This window comes from Streptomyces sp. NBC_01525 (assembly GCF_045040405.1).
Classification (GTDB): Bacteria; Actinomycetota; Actinomycetes; order Streptomycetales; family Streptomycetaceae; genus Streptomyces; species Streptomyces benahoarensis.
In genome coordinates this window covers 2,989,331-3,008,818 of the sequence record NZ_CP109397.1, presented here as the reverse complement: position 1 = coordinate 3,008,818, position 19,488 = coordinate 2,989,331, and the positions used below count along the sequence as shown (strand labels likewise).

Genomic DNA, 19,488 nt, shown 5'->3' with positions numbered 1-19,488 from the left:
GGGTCACCCATGGGACTTGAAGAGAAGCTGCCCAGCGGCTTTCTGCTGACCACCGTCGAACAGGCCGCGGGCTGGGTACGCAAATCCTCCGTCTTCCCCGCCACCTTCGGGCTCGCCTGCTGCGCCATCGAGATGATGACGACCGGCGCCGGGCGCTACGACCTCGCCCGCTTCGGCATGGAGGTCTTCCGCGGCTCACCGCGCCAGGCCGATCTGATGATCGTGGCCGGGCGGGTCAGTCAGAAGATGGCGCCGGTGCTGCGGCAGGTCTACGACCAGATGCCGGATCCGAAGTGGGTGATTTCCATGGGGGTTTGCGCATCATCGGGCGGGATGTTCAACAACTACGCCATTGTTCAGGGTGTCGACCACATTGTTCCTGTTGACATCTATTTGCCGGGATGCCCGCCGCGCCCCGAGATGCTGCTGGATTCCATCCTCAAGCTGCACCAGAAGATCCAGGAGACCAAGCTCGGCGTCAATCAGCGGCAGGCGGCCCGCGAGGCGGAGGAAGCCGCGCTCAAAGCGCTCCCGACGATCGAGATGAAGGGACTGCTGCGGTGAGCGAGCAGGACGACCCCAACGCGCCCGGCCAGAACGTCCCGGCGCAGCGCGACGACACCGGCGACCTCATCGCCACCCGCCGCGGCATGTTCGGCCCCGCCGCCGGCGGCGACACCTCCGGCTACGGCGGCCTCGTCCGCACCGTACGGCTGCCCGGCGCGAGCGCCCGGCCCTACGGCGGCTGGTTCGACGAGGTCGCCGACGAGCTGGAGGGCGCCCTGGAGGAACAGGACCTGGTCCCCACCGCCGTCATCGACAAGACCGTCGTCGACCGCGACGAGCTGACCTTCCACATCGAGCGGGAGTACCTCCCGGCCGTCGCCCGCACGCTCCGCGACGACCCCGCGCTCCGCTTCGAGCTGTGCACCGGCGTCAGCGCCGTCCACTTCCCCGACGACAAGGGCCGCGAGCTGCACGCCGTCTACCACCTGCGCTCGCTCACCCACAACCGGCTGATCCGGCTGGAGGTCTCGGCCCCCGACGCCGACCCGCACATCCCGTCGGTCGTCGACGTCTACCCGACCAACGACTGGCACGAGCGCGAGGCGTACGACTTCTTCGGCCTGATCTTCGACGGCCATCCGGCGCTCACCCGGATCATGATGCCCGACGACTGGCAGGGCTTCCCGCAGCGCAAGGACTACCCGCTCGGCGGCATCCCCGTCGAGTACAAGGGCGCCCAGATCCCGGCTCCCGACCAGCGGAGGTCGTACAGCTGATGACTCCTTCCCCTTCCCCCGCCGCCGCGTCCGCCGCCCCCGGGCCGCGCGAGACGACCGAGGGCGCCGTCTACACCGTCACCGGCGGCGACTGGGACGAGATCGCGACGGCCGCGGCAGCGTCCGACGACGAACGCATCATCGTCAACATGGGCCCCCAGCACCCCTCCACGCACGGCGTGCTGCGGCTCATCCTGGAGATCGACGGCGAGACCGTCACCGAGGCGCGCTGCGGTATCGGCTACCTCCACACCGGTATCGAGAAGAACCTCGAATACCGGAACTGGACCCAGGGCACGACGTTCGTCACGCGCATGGACTACCTCACGCCGTTCTTCAACGAGACGGCGTACTGCCTCGCGGTGGAGAAGCTCCTCGGCATCACCGAGCAGATCCCCGACCGGGCCACTGTCCTCCGCGTCATGCTCATGGAGCTGAACCGGCTCTCCTCCCACCTCGTGGCCATCGCCACCGGCGGCATGGAGCTGGGCGCCACCACCATCATGATCTACGGCTTCCGCGACCGGGAACTCATCCTCGACCTCTACGAGTTGATCACCGGCCTGCGGATGAACCACGCGTACATCCGCCCCGGCGGCCTCGCCCAGGACCTCCCGCCCGGCGCCGTCGACCAGGTCCGCGCCTTCATCAAGAAGATGCGCAAGAACCTCCCCGAGTACGACAAACTCGCCAGCGGCAACCCCGTGTTCAAGGGCCGCATGGAGGGCATCGGCTACCTCGACCTGGCCGGCTGCCTGGCCACCGGCGCCACCGGCCCCATCCTCCGCGCCGCCGGCCTCCCGCACGATCTGCGCAAGACCCAGCCGTACTGCGGTTACGAGACCTACGACTTCGAGGTGCCGACCGCCGACACCTGCGACGCCTACGGCCGCTTCCTGATCCGGCTGGAGGAGATGCGCCAGTCGCTGCGGATCGTCGAACAGTGCCTGGACCGGCTGGAGCCCGGGCCCGTCATGGTCGCCGACAAGAAGATCGCCTGGCCCGCGCAGCTCGCCCTCGGGCCCGACGGTCTCGGCAACAGCCTCGACCACATCAAGAAGATCATGGGCACCTCGATGGAAGCCCTCATCCACCACTTCAAGCTGGTCACCGAGGGCTTCCGGGTCCCCCCGGGCCAGGCGTACACCGCCGTGGAATCCCCCAAGGGCGAACTGGGCGTGCACGTCGTCAGCGACGGCGGCACCCGCCCCTACCGCGTGCACTTCCGCGACCCGTCCTTCACCAACCTGCAGGCCATGGCGGCCATGTGCGAAGGCGGCCAGGTCGCCGACGTCATCGTCGCCGTCGCATCCATCGACCCCGTGATGGGAGGCGTCGACCGGTGACCGAGAACACTGCGACGAGCCTGGGCATGCCCTCGCTCCCCGCCCCCGACTACCCGGACGACGTCCGCGCCCGGCTGGAGGCCGACGCCGCGGAGGTGATCGCCCGCTACCCCGACTCCCGCTCGGCGCTGCTGCCGCTGCTCCACCTCGTCCAGGCCGAGGAGGGGCACGTCACCCGCACCGGCATGCGCTTCTGCGCCGACCGGCTCGGGCTGACCACCGCCGAGGTCACCGGCGTCGTCACCTTCTACTCCATGTACCGGCGCACGGACGGCGGCGACTACCAGGTCGGCGTCTGCACCAACACCCTCTGCGCGGTGATGGGCGGCGATGCCATCTTCGAGCAGCTCCAGGAACACCTCGGCATCGGCAACGGCGAGACCACCGAGGACGGCGCCGTCACCCTCGAACACATCGAGTGCAACGCCGCCTGCGACTACGCGCCCGTCGTGATGGTGAACTGGGAGTTCTTCGACAACCAGACCCCGCAGTCCGCCAAGCGCCTCGTCGACGACCTGCGCGCCGGACGCACCGTCGAACCCACCCGCGGCGCCCCGCTCTGCACCTTCAAGGAGACCTCCCGGATCCTCGCCGGTTTCCCCGATGCGCGCCCCGGCGCCGTCGAGGCCACCGGCGGCGCCGGGCCCGCCTCCCTCGTCGGGCTCCGCCTCGCGAAGGGCGAGACGGCACCGGGCCGCGGCGCCGACCACGTCATCGCCCCGCGCGCCACCGCCGACGGGGACGACCACACTGGCGAACCGCCCCCCGGCGAACCGCCCTCGGGCGCCCCCGGGGAGCAGGCGCCCCCCACGCACCCCAGCTCCCACGACGCACCCCGGAGGACCTCGGCCTCCGACGAGCAGCACCCGGCCGGGCCCGAAGCCGAGGAGGGGAAGTGATGACGGTGGCAGCCGAGGTCGACGAAACCAGCCCGCAGAAGATCCTCGCGCCGGTGCTGTCCGCCTTCTGGGACCAGCCCGGCTCCTGGACCCTGGACACCTACCGCCGCCACGACGGCTACGCGGGGCTCCGCAAGGCCCTCGCCATGGCGCCCGACGACGTCATCGCCTACGTCAAGGACGCCGGGCTCCGCGGACGCGGCGGCGCCGGATTTCCCACCGGCATGAAATGGCAGTTCATCCCGCAGGGCGACGGCAAACCGCACTACCTCGTCGTCAACGCCGACGAATCCGAACCGGGCACCTGCAAGGACATCCCCCTCCTCTTCGCCAACCCGCACTCCCTCATCGAGGGCATCGTGATCGCCTGTCACGCGATCCGCTCGCACCACGCCTTCATCTATCTGCGCGGCGAGGTCGTCCCCGTCCTCCGCCGCCTGCACGAGGCGGTGCGCGAGGCGTACGCGGCGGGCTTCCTCGGCAAGGACATCCTCGGCTCCGGCCTCGACCTGGACGTCGTCGTGCACGCCGGCGCCGGGGCGTACATCTGCGGTGAGGAAACCGCGCTGCTCGACTCGCTGGAGGGCCGTCGCGGACAGCCCCGGCTGCGTCCTCCCTTCCCCGCGGTGGAGGGCCTGTACGCCTGCCCCACCGTCGTGAACAACGTCGAGTCCATCGCGTCGGTTCCCGCCCTCATCCACCGCGGCAAGGACTGGTTCCGCTCGATGGGCAGCGAGAAGTCGCCCGGCTTCACGCTCTACTCCCTCAGCGGCCATGTCGCGAGCCCCGGCCAGTACGAGGCGCCCCTCGGCATCACGCTGCGTCAGCTCCTCGACATGAGCGGCGGTATGCGCCCCGGCCACCGCCTGAAGTTCTGGACCCCCGGCGGCTCCTCCACCCCGATGTTCACCGAGGAACACCTCGACGTCCCCCTCGACTACGAGGGCGTCGGTGCCGCCGGATCGATGCTCGGCACCAAGGCCCTCCAGTGCTTCGACGAGACCACCTGCGTCGTCCGGGCCGTCACCCGCTGGACGGAGTTCTACGCCCACGAGTCCTGCGGCAAGTGCACCCCCTGCCGCGAGGGCACCTACTGGCTCGTCCAGCTGCTCCGCGACATCGAGGCGGGCAAGGGCCGCCCCGGCGACCTCGACAAGCTCAACGACATCGCCGACAACATCAACGGCAAGTCGTTCTGTGCCCTCGGCGACGGCGCCGCCTCGCCGATCTTCTCCTCCCTCAAGTACTTCCGCGAGGAGTACGAGCAGCACCTCTCCGGCAGGGGCTGCCCCTTCGATCCCGCCAGGTCGACCGCCTGGGCCGACAACGACGCTCACCTGGGGGTGAACGCATGACCGTCACCACGAATGCCCCCCACAACGGGGGCGGCGAGGCGGCGAAACCGCCCGAGGACCTCGTCACGCTGACGATCGACGGCGTACAGCTCTCCGTCCCCAAGGGGACCCTGGTCATCCGCGCCGCCGAACTCCTCGGCATCGAGATCCCGCGCTTCTGCGACCACCCGCTGCTCGATCCGGCGGGCGCCTGCCGCCAGTGCATCGTCGAGGTCGAGGGCCAGCGCAAACCGATGGTCTCCTGCACCATCACCTGCACCGAGGGCATGGTCGTCAAGACGCAGCTCACCTCGCCGGTCGCCGAGAAGGCCCAGCGCGGCGTCATGGAGCTGCTGCTCATCAACCACCCGCTGGACTGCCCGGTCTGCGACAAGGGCGGCGAGTGCCCGCTGCAGAACCAGGCCATGCAGGTCGGCGCCCCGGAGAGCCGCTTCGAGGGCCGCAAGCGGACGTACGAGAAGCCCGTCGCGATCTCCACGCAGGTCCTCCTCGACCGGGAACGCTGTGTGCTGTGCGCCCGCTGCACCCGCTTCAGCAACCAGATCGCCGGCGACCCGATGATCGAGCTGATCGAGCGCGGCGCCCTCCAGCAGGTCGGCACCGGCGACGGCGACCCGTTCGTCTCGTACTTCTCCGGCAACACCATCCAGATCTGCCCGGTCGGCGCCCTCACCTCCGCCGCCTACCGGTTCCGCTCCCGCCCCTTCGACCTCGTGTCGTCGCCGAGCGTGTGCGAACACTGCGCCGGGGGCTGCGCCACCCGCACCGACCACCGCCGCGGCAAGGTCATGCGCCGTCTCGCCGCCGACGATCCCGAGGTCAACGAGGAGTGGATCTGCGACAAGGGCCGCTTCGCCTTCCGGTACGCGCAGCAGCGCGACCGGCTGGAGAGCCCCTTCGTCCGCAACGCCGACACCGGTGAGCTGGAGCCGGCCAGCTGGCCCGAGGCGCTGGCCGCCGCCGCCCGCGGTCTCGCCGCCGCCCACGGCCGCACCGGCGTGCTGACCGGCGGCCGCCTCACCGTCGAGGACGCGTACGCCTACGCCAAGTTCGCCCGTACCGTCCTCGGCACCCACGACATCGACTTCCGGGCCCGCGCGCACAGCGCCGAGGAGGCCGACTTCCTCGCCGCCCGCGTCGCGGGGCGCGGTCTAGATCTCGACGGTGGCGGCGTCACGTACACCGCGCTGGAGAAGGCGCCCGCCGTCCTCCTCGCCGGGATCGAGGCCGAGGAGGAGGCGCCCGGCGTCTTCCTGCGGCTGCGCAAGGCGCACCGCAAGCACGGTCAGCACACCTACGGGCTCGCCCCGTACGCCACCCGCGGCCTGATCAAGACCGGCGGCACGCTGCTGGCCGCCGCCCCCGGCACCGAGGCCGAATGGCTCGACGCGCTCGCCGGGGGCGTCGGCCTCGACGGCGACGGGCGCGAGGCCGCCGAGGCGCTGCGGGCCGACGGTGCCGTCCTCGTCGTCGGCGAACGCCTCGCCACCGTGCCCGGCGCCCTGACCGCCGCGGTCCGCCTGGCCACCGCCACCGGCGCCCGCCTGGTGTGGATCCCGCGGCGCGCCGGGGAGCGTGGCGCCGTCGAGGCGGGCGCCCTGCCCGGGCTGCTGCCCGGCGGCCGCCCCGCCACCGACCCGCGGGCCCGCGAGGAGACCGCCGCCCTCTGGGGCGTCGCCGATCTGCCGCACGGTCACGGCCGCGACACCGGCGAGATCGTCGAGGCCGCCGCCACCGGCGAGTTGGGCGCCCTCCTCGTCGGCGGCGTCGAGGTCGCCGACCTGCCCGACCCGGCCCGCGCCACCGCCGCCCTCGACGCCGTCGGCTTCCTCGTCAGCCTGGAGCTGCGGCCGTCCGCCGTCACCGACCGGGCCGACGTCGTCCTCCCCGTGGCCGCCGTCGTCGAGAAGTCCGGCACCTTCCTCAACTGGGAGGGCCGGGCCCGGATGTTCGAGGCGGCGCTCAAACCGGACCAGATGACCCGGCGCCACCTCCAGGCCGATGCCCGGGTCCTCCACATGCTCGCCGACGCCCTCGGCACGCCCCTGGGACTGCCCGACGTGCACGCCGTCCGCCGGGAACTGGACCGTTTCGGCGGGCGCCGCGGCCCGTACGCCGCCGACCCGCTGGCGACCGGCCGCCCGGCGCCCCGGCCCGAGCCGGGCGAGGCGGTGCTCGCCGGGCACCGCCTCCTGCTCGACCAGGGGAAGCTTCAGGACGGCGACGAGGCGCTGGCCGGCACCCGGCACCCGGCCGAGGCGCGGCTCTCCGCCGCCACCGCGCGGGAGACCGGCGTCGCCGCCGGCGATCTGCTGGCGGTCACCGGCCCGTCGGGCACCGTCCGGCTGCCGCTGCACATCACGCCGATGCCCGACCGGGTCGTCTGGCTGCCGCTGAACTCCACCGGCGGTGGCGTGGCGGCCGACACCGGCGCGCGCCCCGGTGAACTGGTCACGATCGCCGCCGTCCCCGGTGCCCCGGCGACGGCCGAGGAGGTGGACGCATGATGCCGCAACTCGCCCTCGGCGGCCCGGCGCTGGCGCAGGAAGACCTGTCGATGTTCGGCCGCGACCCGTGGTGGCTCATCCTCATCAAGGCGGTCTTCTGCTTCGCCTTCCTGATGCTGACCGTGCTGTTCTCCATCGTCTGGGAGCGCAAGGTCGTCGCCTGGATGCAGCTGCGCATCGGCCCCAACCGCCACGGCCCGTGGGGCATGCTCCAGTCGCTCGCCGACGGCATCAAGCTGATGCTCAAGGAGGACCTGGTCGTCAAACGCGCCGACAAGGCGGTCTACGTCCTCGCGCCCGTCGTCGCCGCCATCCCCGCGTTCATGGCCATCGCGGTGATTCCCTTCGGCCCCGCGGGCAACGAGATCTCCATCTTCGGCCACCGCACCCCGATGCAGCTGACCGACCTGCCCATCGGCGTCCTCTACATCCTCGCGACCGCCTCCGTCGGCATCTACGGCATCGTCCTTGCCGGCTGGTCGTCCGGCTCGACGTATCCGCTGCTCGGCGGGCTCCGCTCCTGCGCGCAGATGATCTCCTACGAGATCGCGATGGGCATGTCGTTCGCCGCGGTCTTCCTCTACTCCGGCTCGATGTCGACATCGACGATCGTGGAGTCGCAGCAGAGCCGCTGGTACGTCCTGCTGCTGCCGGTCTCCTTCATCATCTACATCGTCGCGATGGTCGGTGAGACCAACCGTGCGCCGTTCGACATGCCGGAGTCCGAGGGCGACCTCGTCGGCGGCTTCAACACCGAGTACTCGTCCATCAAGTTCGCGATGTTCATGCTCGCCGAGTACATCAACATGGTCACCGTCTCCGCCGTCGCCATCACCCTCTTCCTGGGCGGCTGGCGCGCCCCGTGGCCGATCTCCACGTTCTGGGAGGGCGCCAACCACGGCTGGTGGCCGCTGCTGTGGTTCACGCTCAAGGTCCAGCTGCTGCTGTTCTTCTTCATCTGGCTGCGCGGCACGCTGCCCCGGGTCCGCTACGACCAGTTCATGAAGCTGGGCTGGAAGGTCCTCATCCCGGTCTCGCTGCTCTGGCTGATGCTCGTCGCCACCGTCCGCGTCCTGAAGAACGAGGGCCACGACTTCCAGCAGATCGTCCTGTACGTCGCCGGAGCCGCCGTCGCCCTGCTGCTGATCTCCCTCGTCGCCGACTTCTTCCGGCGCGGCGCCGCACCGGACGGCAAGGAGCCGGACGGCGCGGAGGACGGCGCCTTCGACCCGATGGCGGGCGGTTTCCCCGTCCCGCCGCTGCCCGGACAGGAGGTGCCGCCGGTGCCACGCCGACGGCCGCGCCAGGAGCGCGAGTTGATTGTCAGTGGCCGGGTGGACACTGTCAGTGACGTAGAGGGATCCGATGGAAAGGGGGGCGACGGTGCCTGAGTTCCAGAACCCTGTGGCCGGCTTCGGCGTGACCTTCAAGGCCATGTTCAAGAAGCGGCTCACCGAGCAGTACCCGGAGGAGAAGAAGCCGACGGCGCCCCGCTTCCACGGCCGCCATCAGCTCAACCGCCACCCGGACGGCCTGGAGAAATGCATCGGCTGCGAGCTGTGCGCCTGGGCCTGTCCCGCCGACGCCATCTACGTCGAGGGCGCCGACAACACCGAAGAGGAGCGCTACTCCCCGGGCGAGCGTTACGGCCGCGTCTACCAGATCAACTACCTGCGCTGCATCCTGTGCGGCCTGTGCATCGAGGCGTGCCCGACCCGCGCGCTGACCATGACGAACGAGTACGAGCTGGCCGACAGGTCCCGCGAGTCGCTCATCTACACCAAGGAGGAGCTGCTCGCGGGCCTGGAGGACACCATGGTCGACACCCCGCACGCGATCTTCCCCGGGATGACGGAGAAGGACTACTACAGGGGCCTCGTCACCGAGGCCGCCCCCGGCACGGTCCGTCAGACCTCCCACAGCAAGGGCGAGATGCCGCAGGAAGCGGCCCACACCACCGGGGAGAACGAACCGGCCGCCCCGGAGGTGATCGAACGATGAACTCCCTCGCTGCCGCGGCCTCCACCGGCGAGGCCGTGCAATTCTGGATCCTCGGCACCGTCGCCGTCGTCGGCGCGCTCTCCACGATCCTGATGAAGCGGGCCATCCACAGCGCCCTCTCCCTCGCCGGCACCATGATCGTCCTGGCGGTGTTCTACCTCGCCAACGGCGCCTACTTCCTCGGCGTCGTCCAGATCGTCGTCTACACCGGCGCGATCATGATGCTCTTCCTCTTCGTCGTGATGCTCGTCGGTGTCACCGCCGCCGACTCCCTCAAGGAGACGCTCAAGGGTCAGCGCTGGCTCGCCGCCGTCCTGGGGATCGGCTTCGGCATCCTCCTCATCGCCGGTATCGGCAACGCCTCCCTCAAGGAGTTCAACGGCCTCGGCGACGCCAACGCCGGGGGCAACATCCAGGGGCTTGCCGCCCTCATCTTCACCAAGTACGTCTTCGCCTTCGAGGTCACCGGCGCCCTGCTCATCACCGCCGCGGTCGGCGCGATGGTCCTCACCCACCGCGAACGCACCGAACGCACCTCGTCCCAGCGGGAGCAGTCCCTGACCCGCGTCCGCGAGGGAAAGCAAGTCACGCCCCTCCCCGCACCCGGCGTCTACGCCCGTCACAACGCCGTCGACATCCCGGGCCTGCTGCCCGACGGCACCCCGTCCGAGCTGACCGTCAATCCGACGCTCCGCGAGCGCGGCCAGATCCGCGACGTCTCCCGGGAATCCCTCGCCGAGCTGAAGGCCCTGGAACAGCGCTCCCAGGAATGGCTCGGCCGCGGCGGCTCCGAGCCCCCGGCCGCCCCGACCACCACACCGGCGGCACCGAAGGAGGAAGCCGGCAAATGAACCCTGTCCACTACCTCTACCTCGCCGCCCTGCTGTTCACCATCGGCGCGGCCGGCGTGCTGATCAGGCGGAACGCCATCGTGGTGTTCATGTGCATCGAGCTGATGCTCAACGCCTGCAACCTCGCCTTCGTCACCTTCTCCCGCCTGCACGGCAACCTCGATGGCCAGATCATCGCCTTCTTCACGATGGTCGTCGCCGCCGCCGAGGTCGTCGTCGGGCTGGCGATCATCGTGACGATCTTCCGCACCCGTCATACGGCCTCGGTCGACGACGCCAGCCTGATGAAGCTGTAAGGGGTCGCACAAAGTGGAGAACTTGATCGCGCTGCTCATCGCGGCACCGCTGGTCGGTGCGGCCCTGCTGCTGTGCGGCGGAAAACGCCTCGACCGCACCGGCCACTGGATCGGCACGCTCCTCGCGGTCGCCTCCTTCGCCGTCGCCGCCGTCCTCTTCACCGACATGCTCGGGCGGACCGCCGATGACCGCGCCCTGCACCAGCACCTGTTCACCTGGATCCCGGTCGGCGGCTTCCACGCCGACCTCGCCTTCCAGCTCGACCAGCTGTCGATGACCTTCGTCCTGCTGATCACCGGGGTCGGCTCGCTGATCCACCTCTACTCGGTCGGCTACATGGCGCACGACGAACGGCGCCGCCGCTTCTTCGGCTACCTCAACCTCTTCCTCGCGGCGATGCTGCTGCTCGTCCTCGCCGACAACTACCTTCTCCTGTACGTCGGCTGGGAGGGCGTCGGCCTCGCCTCGTACCTCCTCATCGGCTTCTGGCAGCACAAGCCCAGCGCCGCCACCGCCGCCAAGAAGGCGTTCCTCGTCAACCGCGTCGGCGACGTCGGCCTCTCCATCGCGATCATGCTCCTGTTCACCACCTTCGGCACCTTCGCGTTCGGACCGGTCCTCGACGCCGCGGGTACGGCCACGTCGGCGGGCGAGGGCAAGCTCACCGCCATCGCGCTGCTGCTGCTGCTGGCCGCCTGCGGCAAGTCCGCCCAGGTGCCACTGCAGTCCTGGCTCGGTGACGCGATGGAGGGCCCGACCCCGGTCTCCGCCCTGATCCACGCCGCGACCATGGTCACCGCGGGCGTCTACCTCATCACCCGCTCCGGGACGCTCTTCGACGCCGCGCCTGCGGCCCAGACCGCCGTCGTCGTGGTCGGCGCCGTCACGCTCCTCTTCGGTGCGATCGTCGGTTGCGCCAAGGACGACATCAAGAAGGCCCTCGCCGGGTCCACGATGTCGCAGATCGGCTACATGATCCTCGCCGCCGGGCTCGGCCCGATCGGCTACGCCTTCGCCATCATGCACCTCGTCACCCACGGCTTCTTCAAGGCCGGGCTCTTCCTCGGCGCCGGTTCCGTGATGCACGGGATGAACGACGAGGTCGACATGCGGCGCTACGGCGGGCTGCGGAAGCACATGCCGGTCACGTTCGTCACGTTCGGCCTGGGCTACCTCGCCATCATTGGGTTCCCCGGTCTCTCCGGCTTCTTCTCCAAGGACAAGATCATCGAGGCGGCGTTCGCCAAGGGCGGCACCGAGGGCTGGATCCTCGGCGGCGCGGCCCTCCTCGGCGCCGCGATCACCGCGTTCTACATGACCCGCGTCATGCTGATGACCTTCTTCGGCGAGAAGCGCTGGGATCCGGACGAGGTCCATCCGCACGAATCCCCGAATACCATGACGATCCCGATGATCATCCTCGCCTTCGGATCGGTCTTCGCGGGCGGCCTGTTCAGCGTCAACGAAGCCTTCGTCCACTGGCTGGAGCCCGTCACCTCCCTCGCGCACGGCCATCCGCCGCTCGGCGCGACGGCCACCACCGCCGCCACCGTCGTCGTCCTTCTCCTCGGCGTCGCCGCCGCCTGGCTGATGTACGGCCGTAAGCCCGTACCGGTCACCGCGCCCCGCGGCTCGGTCCTCACCCGCGCCGCCCGCCGCGATCTCCTCCAGGACGACTTCAACCACGTCGTCCTGGTCCGCGGCGGCACCCACCTCACCGACACCCTCGTCCGCCTCGATCACACCCTCGTCGACGGCGCCGTCACCGGCACGGCCGTCGCCATGGGCGGACTCTCCGGATGCCTGCGCCGTCTGCAGAACGGCTTCGTCCGTTCCTACGCCGCCCAAATGGTCGGCGGGGCCGCCGTCCTCGTCGCCGTGACCCTGCTGATGAGGGGTGTCTGACCCATGGCAGATCTCTCGTTCCCGCTGCTGACCTGCGCCGCGGCGCTCCCGGCGGTCGGCGCCGTCGCCACCGCCGCGCTCCCCGCGGCCCGGCGCACCGCCGCCAAATGGGTCGCGCTGCTCTTCTCCGTCGCCACCTTCGCGCTGGCCCTGGTCATCGCGTTCCGCTTCGACCCCGGCGCCAAGGGACCGTTCCAACTCACCGAATCCCACGCCTGGATCGCCGACTTCGGCGTCCGCTACGAACTCGGCGTGGACGGCATCGCCGTCGCCCTGATCGCCCTGACGGCGCTGCTCATCCCGTTCGTCATCCTCGCGGGCTGGCATGACGCCGACCCCTTGGAGGAGGCTCGGCCCAACCGCCGCTGGCGCCCCACCCAGGGCTTCTTCGCGCTGATCCTCGCCGTGGAGGCGATGGTGATCCTCTCCTTCGAGGCCACCGACGTCTTCCTCTTCTACCTCTTCTTCGAAGCCATGCTCATCCCGATGTACTTCCTCATCGGCGGCTTCGGCGACGGCGCGAGCGGCGCCGACGAGGGCGAGGCGGCGGCCCGGCGGGCGAGCGCCGCCGTGAAGTTCCTGCTGTACAACCTCGCCGGTGGCCTCATCATGCTCGCCGCGGTCATCGGCCTCTACGCCGTCACCGCCGACCAGCTCGGCACCGGCACCTTCTCGCTCCAGCAGATCGTCGAGGCCCGCGCCTCCGGCCATCTCACCCTCGGCACCGGCACCGAACGCCTGCTGTTCCTCGGCTTCTTCTTCGCCTTCGCGGTGAAGGCGCCGCTGTGGCCGCTGCACACCTGGCTGCCGGGCGCCATGGGCGAGGCGACCTCACCCGTCGCCGTGCTGATCACCGCGGTCGTCGACAAGGTCGGCACCTTCGCGATGCTCCGCTTCTGCCTCCAGCTCTTCCCCGAGGCCAGCAGCTGGGCCACCCCGGCCATCCTCGTCCTGGCCCTGATCAGCATCCTCTACGGCGCCCTGCTCGCCGTCGCCCAGCGGGACATCAAGCGCCTGATCGCGTACGCCTCGATCTCCCACTTCGGCTTCATCATCCTGGGCATCTTCGCCATGACCTCCCAGGGCCAGAGCGGCGCCACCCTCTACATGGTCAACCACGGCATCTCCACCGCCGCGCTGATGCTGGTCGCCGGGTTCCTCATCAGCCGCCGCGGCTCCCGCCTCATCGCCGACTACGGCGGGGTGCAGAAGGCCGCGCCGCTGCTCGCAGGCACCTTCCTCATCGGCGGCCTGGCCACCCTCTCGCTGCCGGGGCTCGCCCCGTTCGTCAGCGAATTCCTCGTCCTCGTCGGTACGTTCAGCCGCTACCCGGTCATCGGCATCATCGCCACCGCCGGCATCGTCCTCGCCGCGCTCTACGTCCTCGTCCTCTACCAACGGACGATGACGGGCCCGCCCAAGGACGAGGTCCGCGCCCTCCCGGATCTGCGCGTCCGTGAGCTGGTCGTCGTCGGTCCGCTGATCGCCCTGCTGCTCTTCCTCGGCGTGTATCCCAAGCCGCTGACCGACCTCGTCAACCCCGCGGTCGACCACACCCTCTCCGTCGTGGACGAGCAGGACCCCAAGCCCGAGGTGCGGGTGGACGCGGTGCCCGGGCACCAGCGGGCCGGTCACCCCGCGCACCACCACGATGCGGAGGCCGCGAAGTGAACCCTGTGACGGATGTCCACACCCTGTGGACAACGGCGGCCGAGGTGCCCGGGAGGATCCCGGCCCCGCATATCGAGTACGCCCAGATCTCCCCGACCCTCATCGTCTTCGGCGCCGCGATCGTCGGCGTCCTCATCGAGGCGTTCCTGCCCCGCCGCAACCGCTACACCGCCCAGCTCCTGCTCTCCGTCGTGGCGCTGGCCGCCGCATTCGCCGCGGTCATCGGCCTCGCCGCGGGTGGCTTCGCCACGACGAAGGCGCACCTCGCGGCGATGGGCGCGCTCGCCGTAGACGGCCCCGCGCTCTTCCTCCAGGGCACCATCCTGCTGGTCTCCCTGGTCGCGGTGTTCACCTTCGCCGAGCGCCGCCTCGACCCGGCGGCCCACGGCAAACGCGTCGACTCGTTCGCCGCGCAGGCGGCCGCCGTCCCCGGTGGCGCGGCCGAACAGGCCGCGGTCAAGGCCGGGTTCGCCACCACCGAGGTCTTCCCGATCCTGCTGTTCGCCGTCGGCGGCATGCTGATCTTCCCCGCCGCCAACGACCTGCTGACCCTCTTCGTCGCCCTGGAGGTCTTCTCCCTCCCGCTCTACATCCTCTGCGCGCTCGCCCGCCGCAAGCGCCTCCTCTCCCAGGAAGCCGCCCTCAAGTACTTCCTCCTCGGCGCGTTCTCCTCGGCGTTCCTCCTCTTCGGCATCGCCCTGCTCTACGGCTACGCCGGAACCGTCACGTACGCGGGTATCGCCGAGGTCGTCGCGGACGGCGCCAAGCAGATCGACCCGGCCCTCGCGGGCACGATGGGCAACGACGCGCTGCTGCTCATCGGCGGCGCACTCGCCCTGATGGGCCTGCTCTTCAAGGTCGGTGCCGTCCCCTTCCACATGTGGACGCCCGACGTCTACCAGGGCGCTCCCACCCCGGTCACCGGTTTCATGGCCGCCGCCACCAAGGTCGCCGCCTTCGGCGCGCTGCTGCGGCTGCTGTATGTGGTCCTGCCCGGGATGCGGTGGGACTGGCGGCCGGTGATGTGGGGCGTCGCCATCGTCACGATGCTGGGCGGCGCGATCGTCGCCATCACCCAGTCCGACATCAAGCGGCTGCTGGCGTACTCCTCCATCGCGCACGCCGGGTTCATCCTGGCCGGTGTTCTCGCGACCACCCGGGACGGCATCTCGTCCGTCCTCTTCTACCTCGCCGCGTACTCCTTCGTGACGCTCGGCGCGTTCGCCGTCGTCACCCTCGTCCGCGACGCCGGGGGAGAGGCGACGCAGCTGTCCAAGTGGGCGGGTCTTGGCCGTCGTTCACCGCTGGTCGCCGCGGTCTTCGCGGTGTTCCTGCTGGCCTTCGCCGGTATCCCGTTGACCTCCGGTTTCGCCGGGAAGTTCGCCGTCTTCAAGGCGGCGGCGCAGAGCGGCGCCGGGTGGCTCGTCGTCATCGGTGTGCTGTCGTCGGCCATCGCCGCGTTCTTCTACATCCGGGTGATCGTGCTGATGTTCTTCCACGAGCCGAAGGCGGACGGTCCGACCGTCGCGGTGCCCAGCCCGCTCACCACGACCGCCATCGCCATCGGTGTCGTCGTCACGCTGGTGCTCGGTCTGGCGCCGCAGTACTTCCTCGATCTCGCGGGGCAGGCGGGCACCTTCGTCCGCTGACCCACCGGTGGCGGCTTCGGTCCCGCTCACACGAACGGCCGCCGCCCGGCCCCTTCCGCAGGGGCCGGGCGGCGGCCGTCGTACGGACCGGGCTCAGCCGCCGTTCGGGGCGCCGCTGGGCAGCTCCGGCAGATCGGGAACCTTCACCTTGCCGTCCTCGGAGCGCTGGAACTTCTCCGTCGGGCCGCCCTCCCAGCTGACGGTCAGGCTCTTGCCGTCCGCACCGGGCTTGAGCCGGCCCATCGTGCGGCCGGTGTCCCCGTCGGTGCACTTCAGCGCCACCATCGACATACCGGCCATCGACTGGATCTTGCCCAGGCACCCGGCCTTGTGGCCCCGGCTGAGGGCGGCCGTGCCGTTCTTGAACACCAGGATGAGCGGGTCGCCGCCCTCCTTGGTCTCCCAGGCGCCCTCCAGCGCCGCGCCCTCGGCGGGCTTGCCGCCCGCGTCGGGTGCCGACGGCGCGGTCGTCTCCTGCTTGCCCGGAGTGTCCTCGGAGTTGCCGCCGCTGCTGCCGCAGCCGCTGAGCAGCATCGCGGCGAGGGCGGCCGCTCCGGCGATCTGCGCTGCCTTGCGCACCTACGTCTCCTCGATCGGTGGGGAGGGGAAAGCCGTGAGGCTAGCAGGAGCGGTGTGGAGGCGAGGTGACGATCGTGGGCCCGCCTCCGCCACCTCTTCTGCCGTTGCCCACGCGGCCGTTGACCGTGGGGTCATGGGGCGGGCGGCATGGCCGGCGCGGGGAGGATGCGGCCGGTGACCTCGCCCAGGCCGATGCGGGCGCCGTCCGGGCCGGGGGCCCAGGCGGTCAGCGTCACCTCGTCGCCGTCCTGGAGGAACGGGCCCTTGCCCTCGGTGAGTTCGAGGAGGCAGCCGCGCTGGTCCGGCTCGGGGCCGGAGACCGTACCGGAGGCATAGAGGTCGCCGGTGCGCAGGGACGCGCCGTTGACGGTCATATGGGCCAGCTGCTGGGCGGCCGTCCAGTACATCGAGGCGAACGGGGGCCGGGAGACGGTCTCGTCCTTGATCCGGACCTCGATGCGCAGGTCGATGCCGCCCGGTTCGGCCGTCGCGTCGTCGAGGTAGGGCAGCAGCGGGAAGTCGCGGGCGGGCGGGACGGTGCGGGCGTCGTCGAAGGCGTCGAGCGGGGTGATCCACGCGGAGACGGAGGTGGCGAAGGACTTGCCGAGGAACGGGCCGAGGGGGACGTACTCCCACGCCTGGATGTCGCGCGCGGACCAGTCGTTGACGAGGCAGACCCCGAAGACGTGCTCGCGGAACGACTCCAGGGCGACCGGCTCGTGGAGCGTGGAGGGGGTGCCGACGACGAAGCCGACCTCGGCCTCTATGTCGAGACGGCCGGAGGGGCCGAACGTCGGCGCCGCGTCGGCGGGGGCCTTGCGCTGGCCGTTGGGGCGGACGACGGGGGTGCCCGACACCACGACGGTCCCGGCGCGGCCGTGGTAGCCGATCGGCAGGTGCTTCCAGTTCGGCGGGAGGGCGGCGCCGTCCGGGCGGAAGATCTTGCCGACGTTGGTGGCGTGGTGCTCGCTGGCGTAGAAGTCGACGTAGTCGGCGACGTCGAAGGGGAGGTGGAGGGTGACGTCGTCGAGGGGGTGCAGCAGGGGGGAGACGGCGGAGCGGTGCGCGGGATCGGTCAGCGCGGCGCGGACGGCGGCCCGGACCTCGGTCCACACCGGCCGCCCGGCGGCCAGCAGTGGGTTGAGGGTCGGCGCGGCCAGCAGCTCGGCGTGGGCGGGACGGAGGGGCTCGGGCAGCGCGCTCAGATCGAGGACGTACCGGCCGTAGCGGACGCCGAGGCGGCGCAGCGCGGGCGCCCCGGCGGTGCTGAACACGCCGTAGGGCAGGGTGTGCGGGCCGAAGGGGTCGCCTTCGGGGAGGTCGAACGGGCTCTGCTCGGGCATGACAGCTCCTCGCGTTCGTCGTCACCGGCGGGCGCGGCGCGGCGACCCCGCCCGCCCGGCCGGTGGCCGTGGGGTCGATCAGCAGGCTACGGCCCGTCCGGCGCTCGCCGTGGGCACTGTGGACAACTCCCCGGATGCCTGCCCAGGTGGGGGAAGCGGGGCGAGGCGCGCAGCGGGACCGGGCATCGGGCGGACGCGGCCCGGACGCACGTGGCGCCCGCACGCGCGCGCTGCCCGTGCGGGCGCGGAGCCGCCCCCGCCCATGCCGCCCGGGCCTGTGACGCCCGCACCGGCGCGGAGCCGCCCCGGACGCAGGGCCCGCGCATCTGCTCCGGGCCGCCCGCCTCGCCCCCTCGGGCCCGCCCCGGCCCTGCCCGCCGAGGGGCACGCGCCCGCCCCATCCACGTCATATCGGGGAAAAATGGGGCCATGGAACATACCGGGCACAGGGCTGGTCGGCTGCCGATGGGGTTCGGGGGGCGGGCGCTCACGGTGATCGAACTGGGACCGGATACGCTGGCAGGCGGTGGAGACAGCGACAGATCGACATTCCGTTTGATCGTCAGCAGACAGGAGTACCCCTCGTGACCGTCGTCGGGCCCTTCGGGCTGAGCGTGCGGGACCAGGCTCTTGAGGCCGATGTCCAGGCCGGGTTGGCGGCTGTCGAGGAGGGCCTGCTGGAGGCCACCAAAAGCGACGTGCCGTTCATCACCGAGTCCGCACAGCATCTCGTCCGCGCGGGCGGCAAGCGGTTCCGGCCGCTGCTCGTCACGCTCGCCGCGCAGTTCGGCGATCCGTACGCCCCCGGTGTGGTGCCCTCGGCCGTCGTCGTCGAGCTGACGCATCTGGCGACGCTGTACCACGACGACGTGATGGACGAGGCGGACGTGCGCCGCGGCGTGGCCAGCGCCAACGCCCGCTGGGGCAACTCCCTCGCCGTCCTGACCGGCGACTTCCTCTTCGCGCGGGCCTCGCACATCCTCGCCGACCTCGGGCCCGAGGCGGTCCGCATCCAGGCCGTGGCGTTCGAGCGGCTGGTGACCGGCCAGATCCTGGAGACCGCGGGGCCGCGCGACGGGCGTGACCCCGTGGACCACTACCTCGACGTCCTCGCCGGGAAGACCGGTTCGCTGGTCGCCGTGGCCTGCCGCTTCGGCGCGATGATGTCCGGCGCCGACGAGACGGCCGTCGACATCCTCACCCAGTACGGCGAGCGGCTGGGCGCCGCCTTCCAGCTGGCCGACGACGTGCTCGACATCGCCAGCGACTCCCACGAGTCCGGCAAGACGCCCGGCACGGACCTGCGCGAGGGCGTCGCCACCCTGCCCGTGCTGTATCTGAGGGCCCGCGCCGAGAGCCCGTCCGGCACCGCCGAGGACCGCGCCCTGTGCGAGCTGCTCGCCGGTGATCTCACGGATGACGCCCGGCACGCCGAGGCGCTCGCCGCGCTCCGCGCCCACCCCGCGCTCGAACAGGCCCGCCGCGACACCGTCCGCCACGTCCAGGAGGCCCGCGCCGTGCTGGCGCCGCTGCCGGACTGCATGGCGAAGACGGCGCTGGAGAGCCTCTGCGACGCGGTGGTGCACCGGGCGGGCTGACCGGAGCGGGCGGCAACGGCGCGACAGGGCCGGTCCCCGGGACCGGCCGATCCGCCTCGCCCCCAGCCTCCGTCAGGGTGCGCGTCACCCTCCCGGAGTAGGTGTGCCGTCGTGCGCTGACCGGATGTCATACCCCAGCAGGAGGACGGGTTGGCTCCGTGGGTTGACGCGGTGTGCCGGTCGTTTTGGTGGGATGGGAGTCAC

At 71.0% G+C, this 19,488-nt stretch carries 16 protein-coding genes; 14 read left to right on the top strand and 2 right to left on the bottom strand.

The features are described 5' to 3' along the window. Window positions 1–9 precede the first annotated feature (9 nt). The 13 genes from OG422_RS13355 to nuoN are packed head-to-tail and all read left to right on the top strand — an operon-like array spanning window position 10 to window position 15,764. On the top strand, window positions 10–564 hold the full coding sequence (locus tag OG422_RS13355) for an NADH-quinone oxidoreductase subunit B family protein (RefSeq protein ID WP_143940871.1): 555 nt from the start codon (window positions 10–12) through the stop codon (window positions 562–564). After that, window positions 561–1,283 carry an NADH-quinone oxidoreductase subunit C gene (locus tag OG422_RS13350; RefSeq protein ID WP_143940872.1) on the top strand — a complete coding sequence of 241 codons (723 nt, stop codon included), beginning with the start codon at window positions 561–563 and terminating at the stop codon, window positions 1,281–1,283. The genes OG422_RS13355 and OG422_RS13350 overlap by 4 nt, the downstream gene beginning before the upstream one ends. Then, on the top strand, window positions 1,283–2,629 hold the full coding sequence (locus OG422_RS13345; RefSeq protein ID WP_143940873.1) for an NADH-quinone oxidoreductase subunit D: 1,347 nt from the start codon (window positions 1,283–1,285) through the stop codon (window positions 2,627–2,629). Before OG422_RS13350 ends, OG422_RS13345 begins: the two co-directional genes overlap by 1 nt. Before the next feature lie 26 nt (window positions 2,630–2,655). Continuing rightward, entirely contained in the window at window positions 2,656–3,528 is an 873-nt protein-coding gene (gene nuoE / locus OG422_RS13340) for an NADH-quinone oxidoreductase subunit NuoE (RefSeq protein ID WP_405747772.1), read from the top strand. Continuing rightward, complete coding sequence (gene nuoF, locus OG422_RS13335; protein WP_405742922.1) at window positions 3,528–4,883, top strand: NADH-quinone oxidoreductase subunit NuoF; 1,356 nt, start codon at window positions 3,528–3,530, stop codon at window positions 4,881–4,883. The genes nuoE and nuoF overlap by 1 nt, the downstream gene beginning before the upstream one ends. Next, window positions 4,880–7,390, top strand: coding sequence for an NADH-quinone oxidoreductase subunit G (locus tag OG422_RS13330; protein ID WP_405742920.1), 2,511 nt, complete (start codon window positions 4,880–4,882; stop codon window positions 7,388–7,390). The genes nuoF and OG422_RS13330 overlap by 4 nt, the downstream gene beginning before the upstream one ends. Continuing rightward, window positions 7,387–8,781: an NADH-quinone oxidoreductase subunit NuoH gene (gene nuoH, locus OG422_RS13325; RefSeq protein WP_405742918.1), complete on the top strand. Its 1,395-nt coding sequence runs from the start codon at window positions 7,387–7,389 to the stop codon at window positions 8,779–8,781. The genes OG422_RS13330 and nuoH overlap by 4 nt, the downstream gene beginning before the upstream one ends. After that, on the top strand, window positions 8,774–9,391 hold the full coding sequence (gene nuoI / locus OG422_RS13320) for an NADH-quinone oxidoreductase subunit NuoI (RefSeq protein WP_405742916.1): 618 nt from the start codon (window positions 8,774–8,776) through the stop codon (window positions 9,389–9,391). Before nuoH ends, nuoI begins: the two co-directional genes overlap by 8 nt. After that, a complete protein-coding gene (locus OG422_RS13315) occupies window positions 9,388–10,242 on the top strand; it encodes an NADH-quinone oxidoreductase subunit J (protein ID WP_405742914.1) in 855 nt (284 codons plus the stop codon). Before nuoI ends, OG422_RS13315 begins: the two co-directional genes overlap by 4 nt. After that, on the top strand, window positions 10,239–10,538 hold the full coding sequence (gene nuoK, locus OG422_RS13310; RefSeq protein ID WP_143940879.1) for an NADH-quinone oxidoreductase subunit NuoK: 300 nt from the start codon (window positions 10,239–10,241) through the stop codon (window positions 10,536–10,538). The genes OG422_RS13315 and nuoK overlap by 4 nt, the downstream gene beginning before the upstream one ends. A gap of 13 nt (window positions 10,539–10,551) precedes the next feature. After that, complete coding sequence (gene nuoL, locus OG422_RS13305; protein ID WP_405742912.1) at window positions 10,552–12,444, top strand: NADH-quinone oxidoreductase subunit L; 1,893 nt, start codon at window positions 10,552–10,554, stop codon at window positions 12,442–12,444. Between the two features lie 3 nt (window positions 12,445–12,447). Beyond that, on the top strand, window positions 12,448–14,115 hold the full coding sequence (locus tag OG422_RS13300) for an NADH-quinone oxidoreductase subunit M (protein WP_405742910.1): 1,668 nt from the start codon (window positions 12,448–12,450) through the stop codon (window positions 14,113–14,115). Continuing rightward, complete coding sequence (nuoN, locus tag OG422_RS13295) at window positions 14,112–15,764, top strand: NADH-quinone oxidoreductase subunit NuoN (RefSeq protein WP_143940882.1); 1,653 nt, start codon at window positions 14,112–14,114, stop codon at window positions 15,762–15,764. The genes OG422_RS13300 and nuoN overlap by 4 nt, the downstream gene beginning before the upstream one ends. A 93-nt stretch (window positions 15,765–15,857) precedes the next feature. Here nuoN and OG422_RS13290 read toward each other — a convergent pair whose 3' ends face one another. Further along, on the bottom strand, window positions 15,858–16,343 hold the full coding sequence (locus tag OG422_RS13290; RefSeq protein ID WP_143940883.1) for a hypothetical protein: 486 nt from the start codon (window positions 16,341–16,343) through the stop codon (window positions 15,858–15,860). Between the two features lie 131 nt (window positions 16,344–16,474). Next, window positions 16,475–17,686, bottom strand: a complete 1,212-nt coding sequence (fahA, locus tag OG422_RS13285; protein WP_405742907.1) for a fumarylacetoacetase — start codon at window positions 17,684–17,686, stop codon at window positions 16,475–16,477. Window positions 17,687–18,270: 584 nt separating this feature from the next. On the opposite strand from fahA, the gene OG422_RS13280 reads away from it, so the two are divergent. Further along, the gene (locus OG422_RS13280; RefSeq protein ID WP_405742905.1) at window positions 18,271–19,284 is read left to right on the top strand and encodes a polyprenyl synthetase family protein; all 1,014 of its coding nucleotides are present in this window, start codon (window positions 18,271–18,273) and stop codon (window positions 19,282–19,284) included. Window positions 19,285–19,488 lie beyond the last annotated feature (204 nt).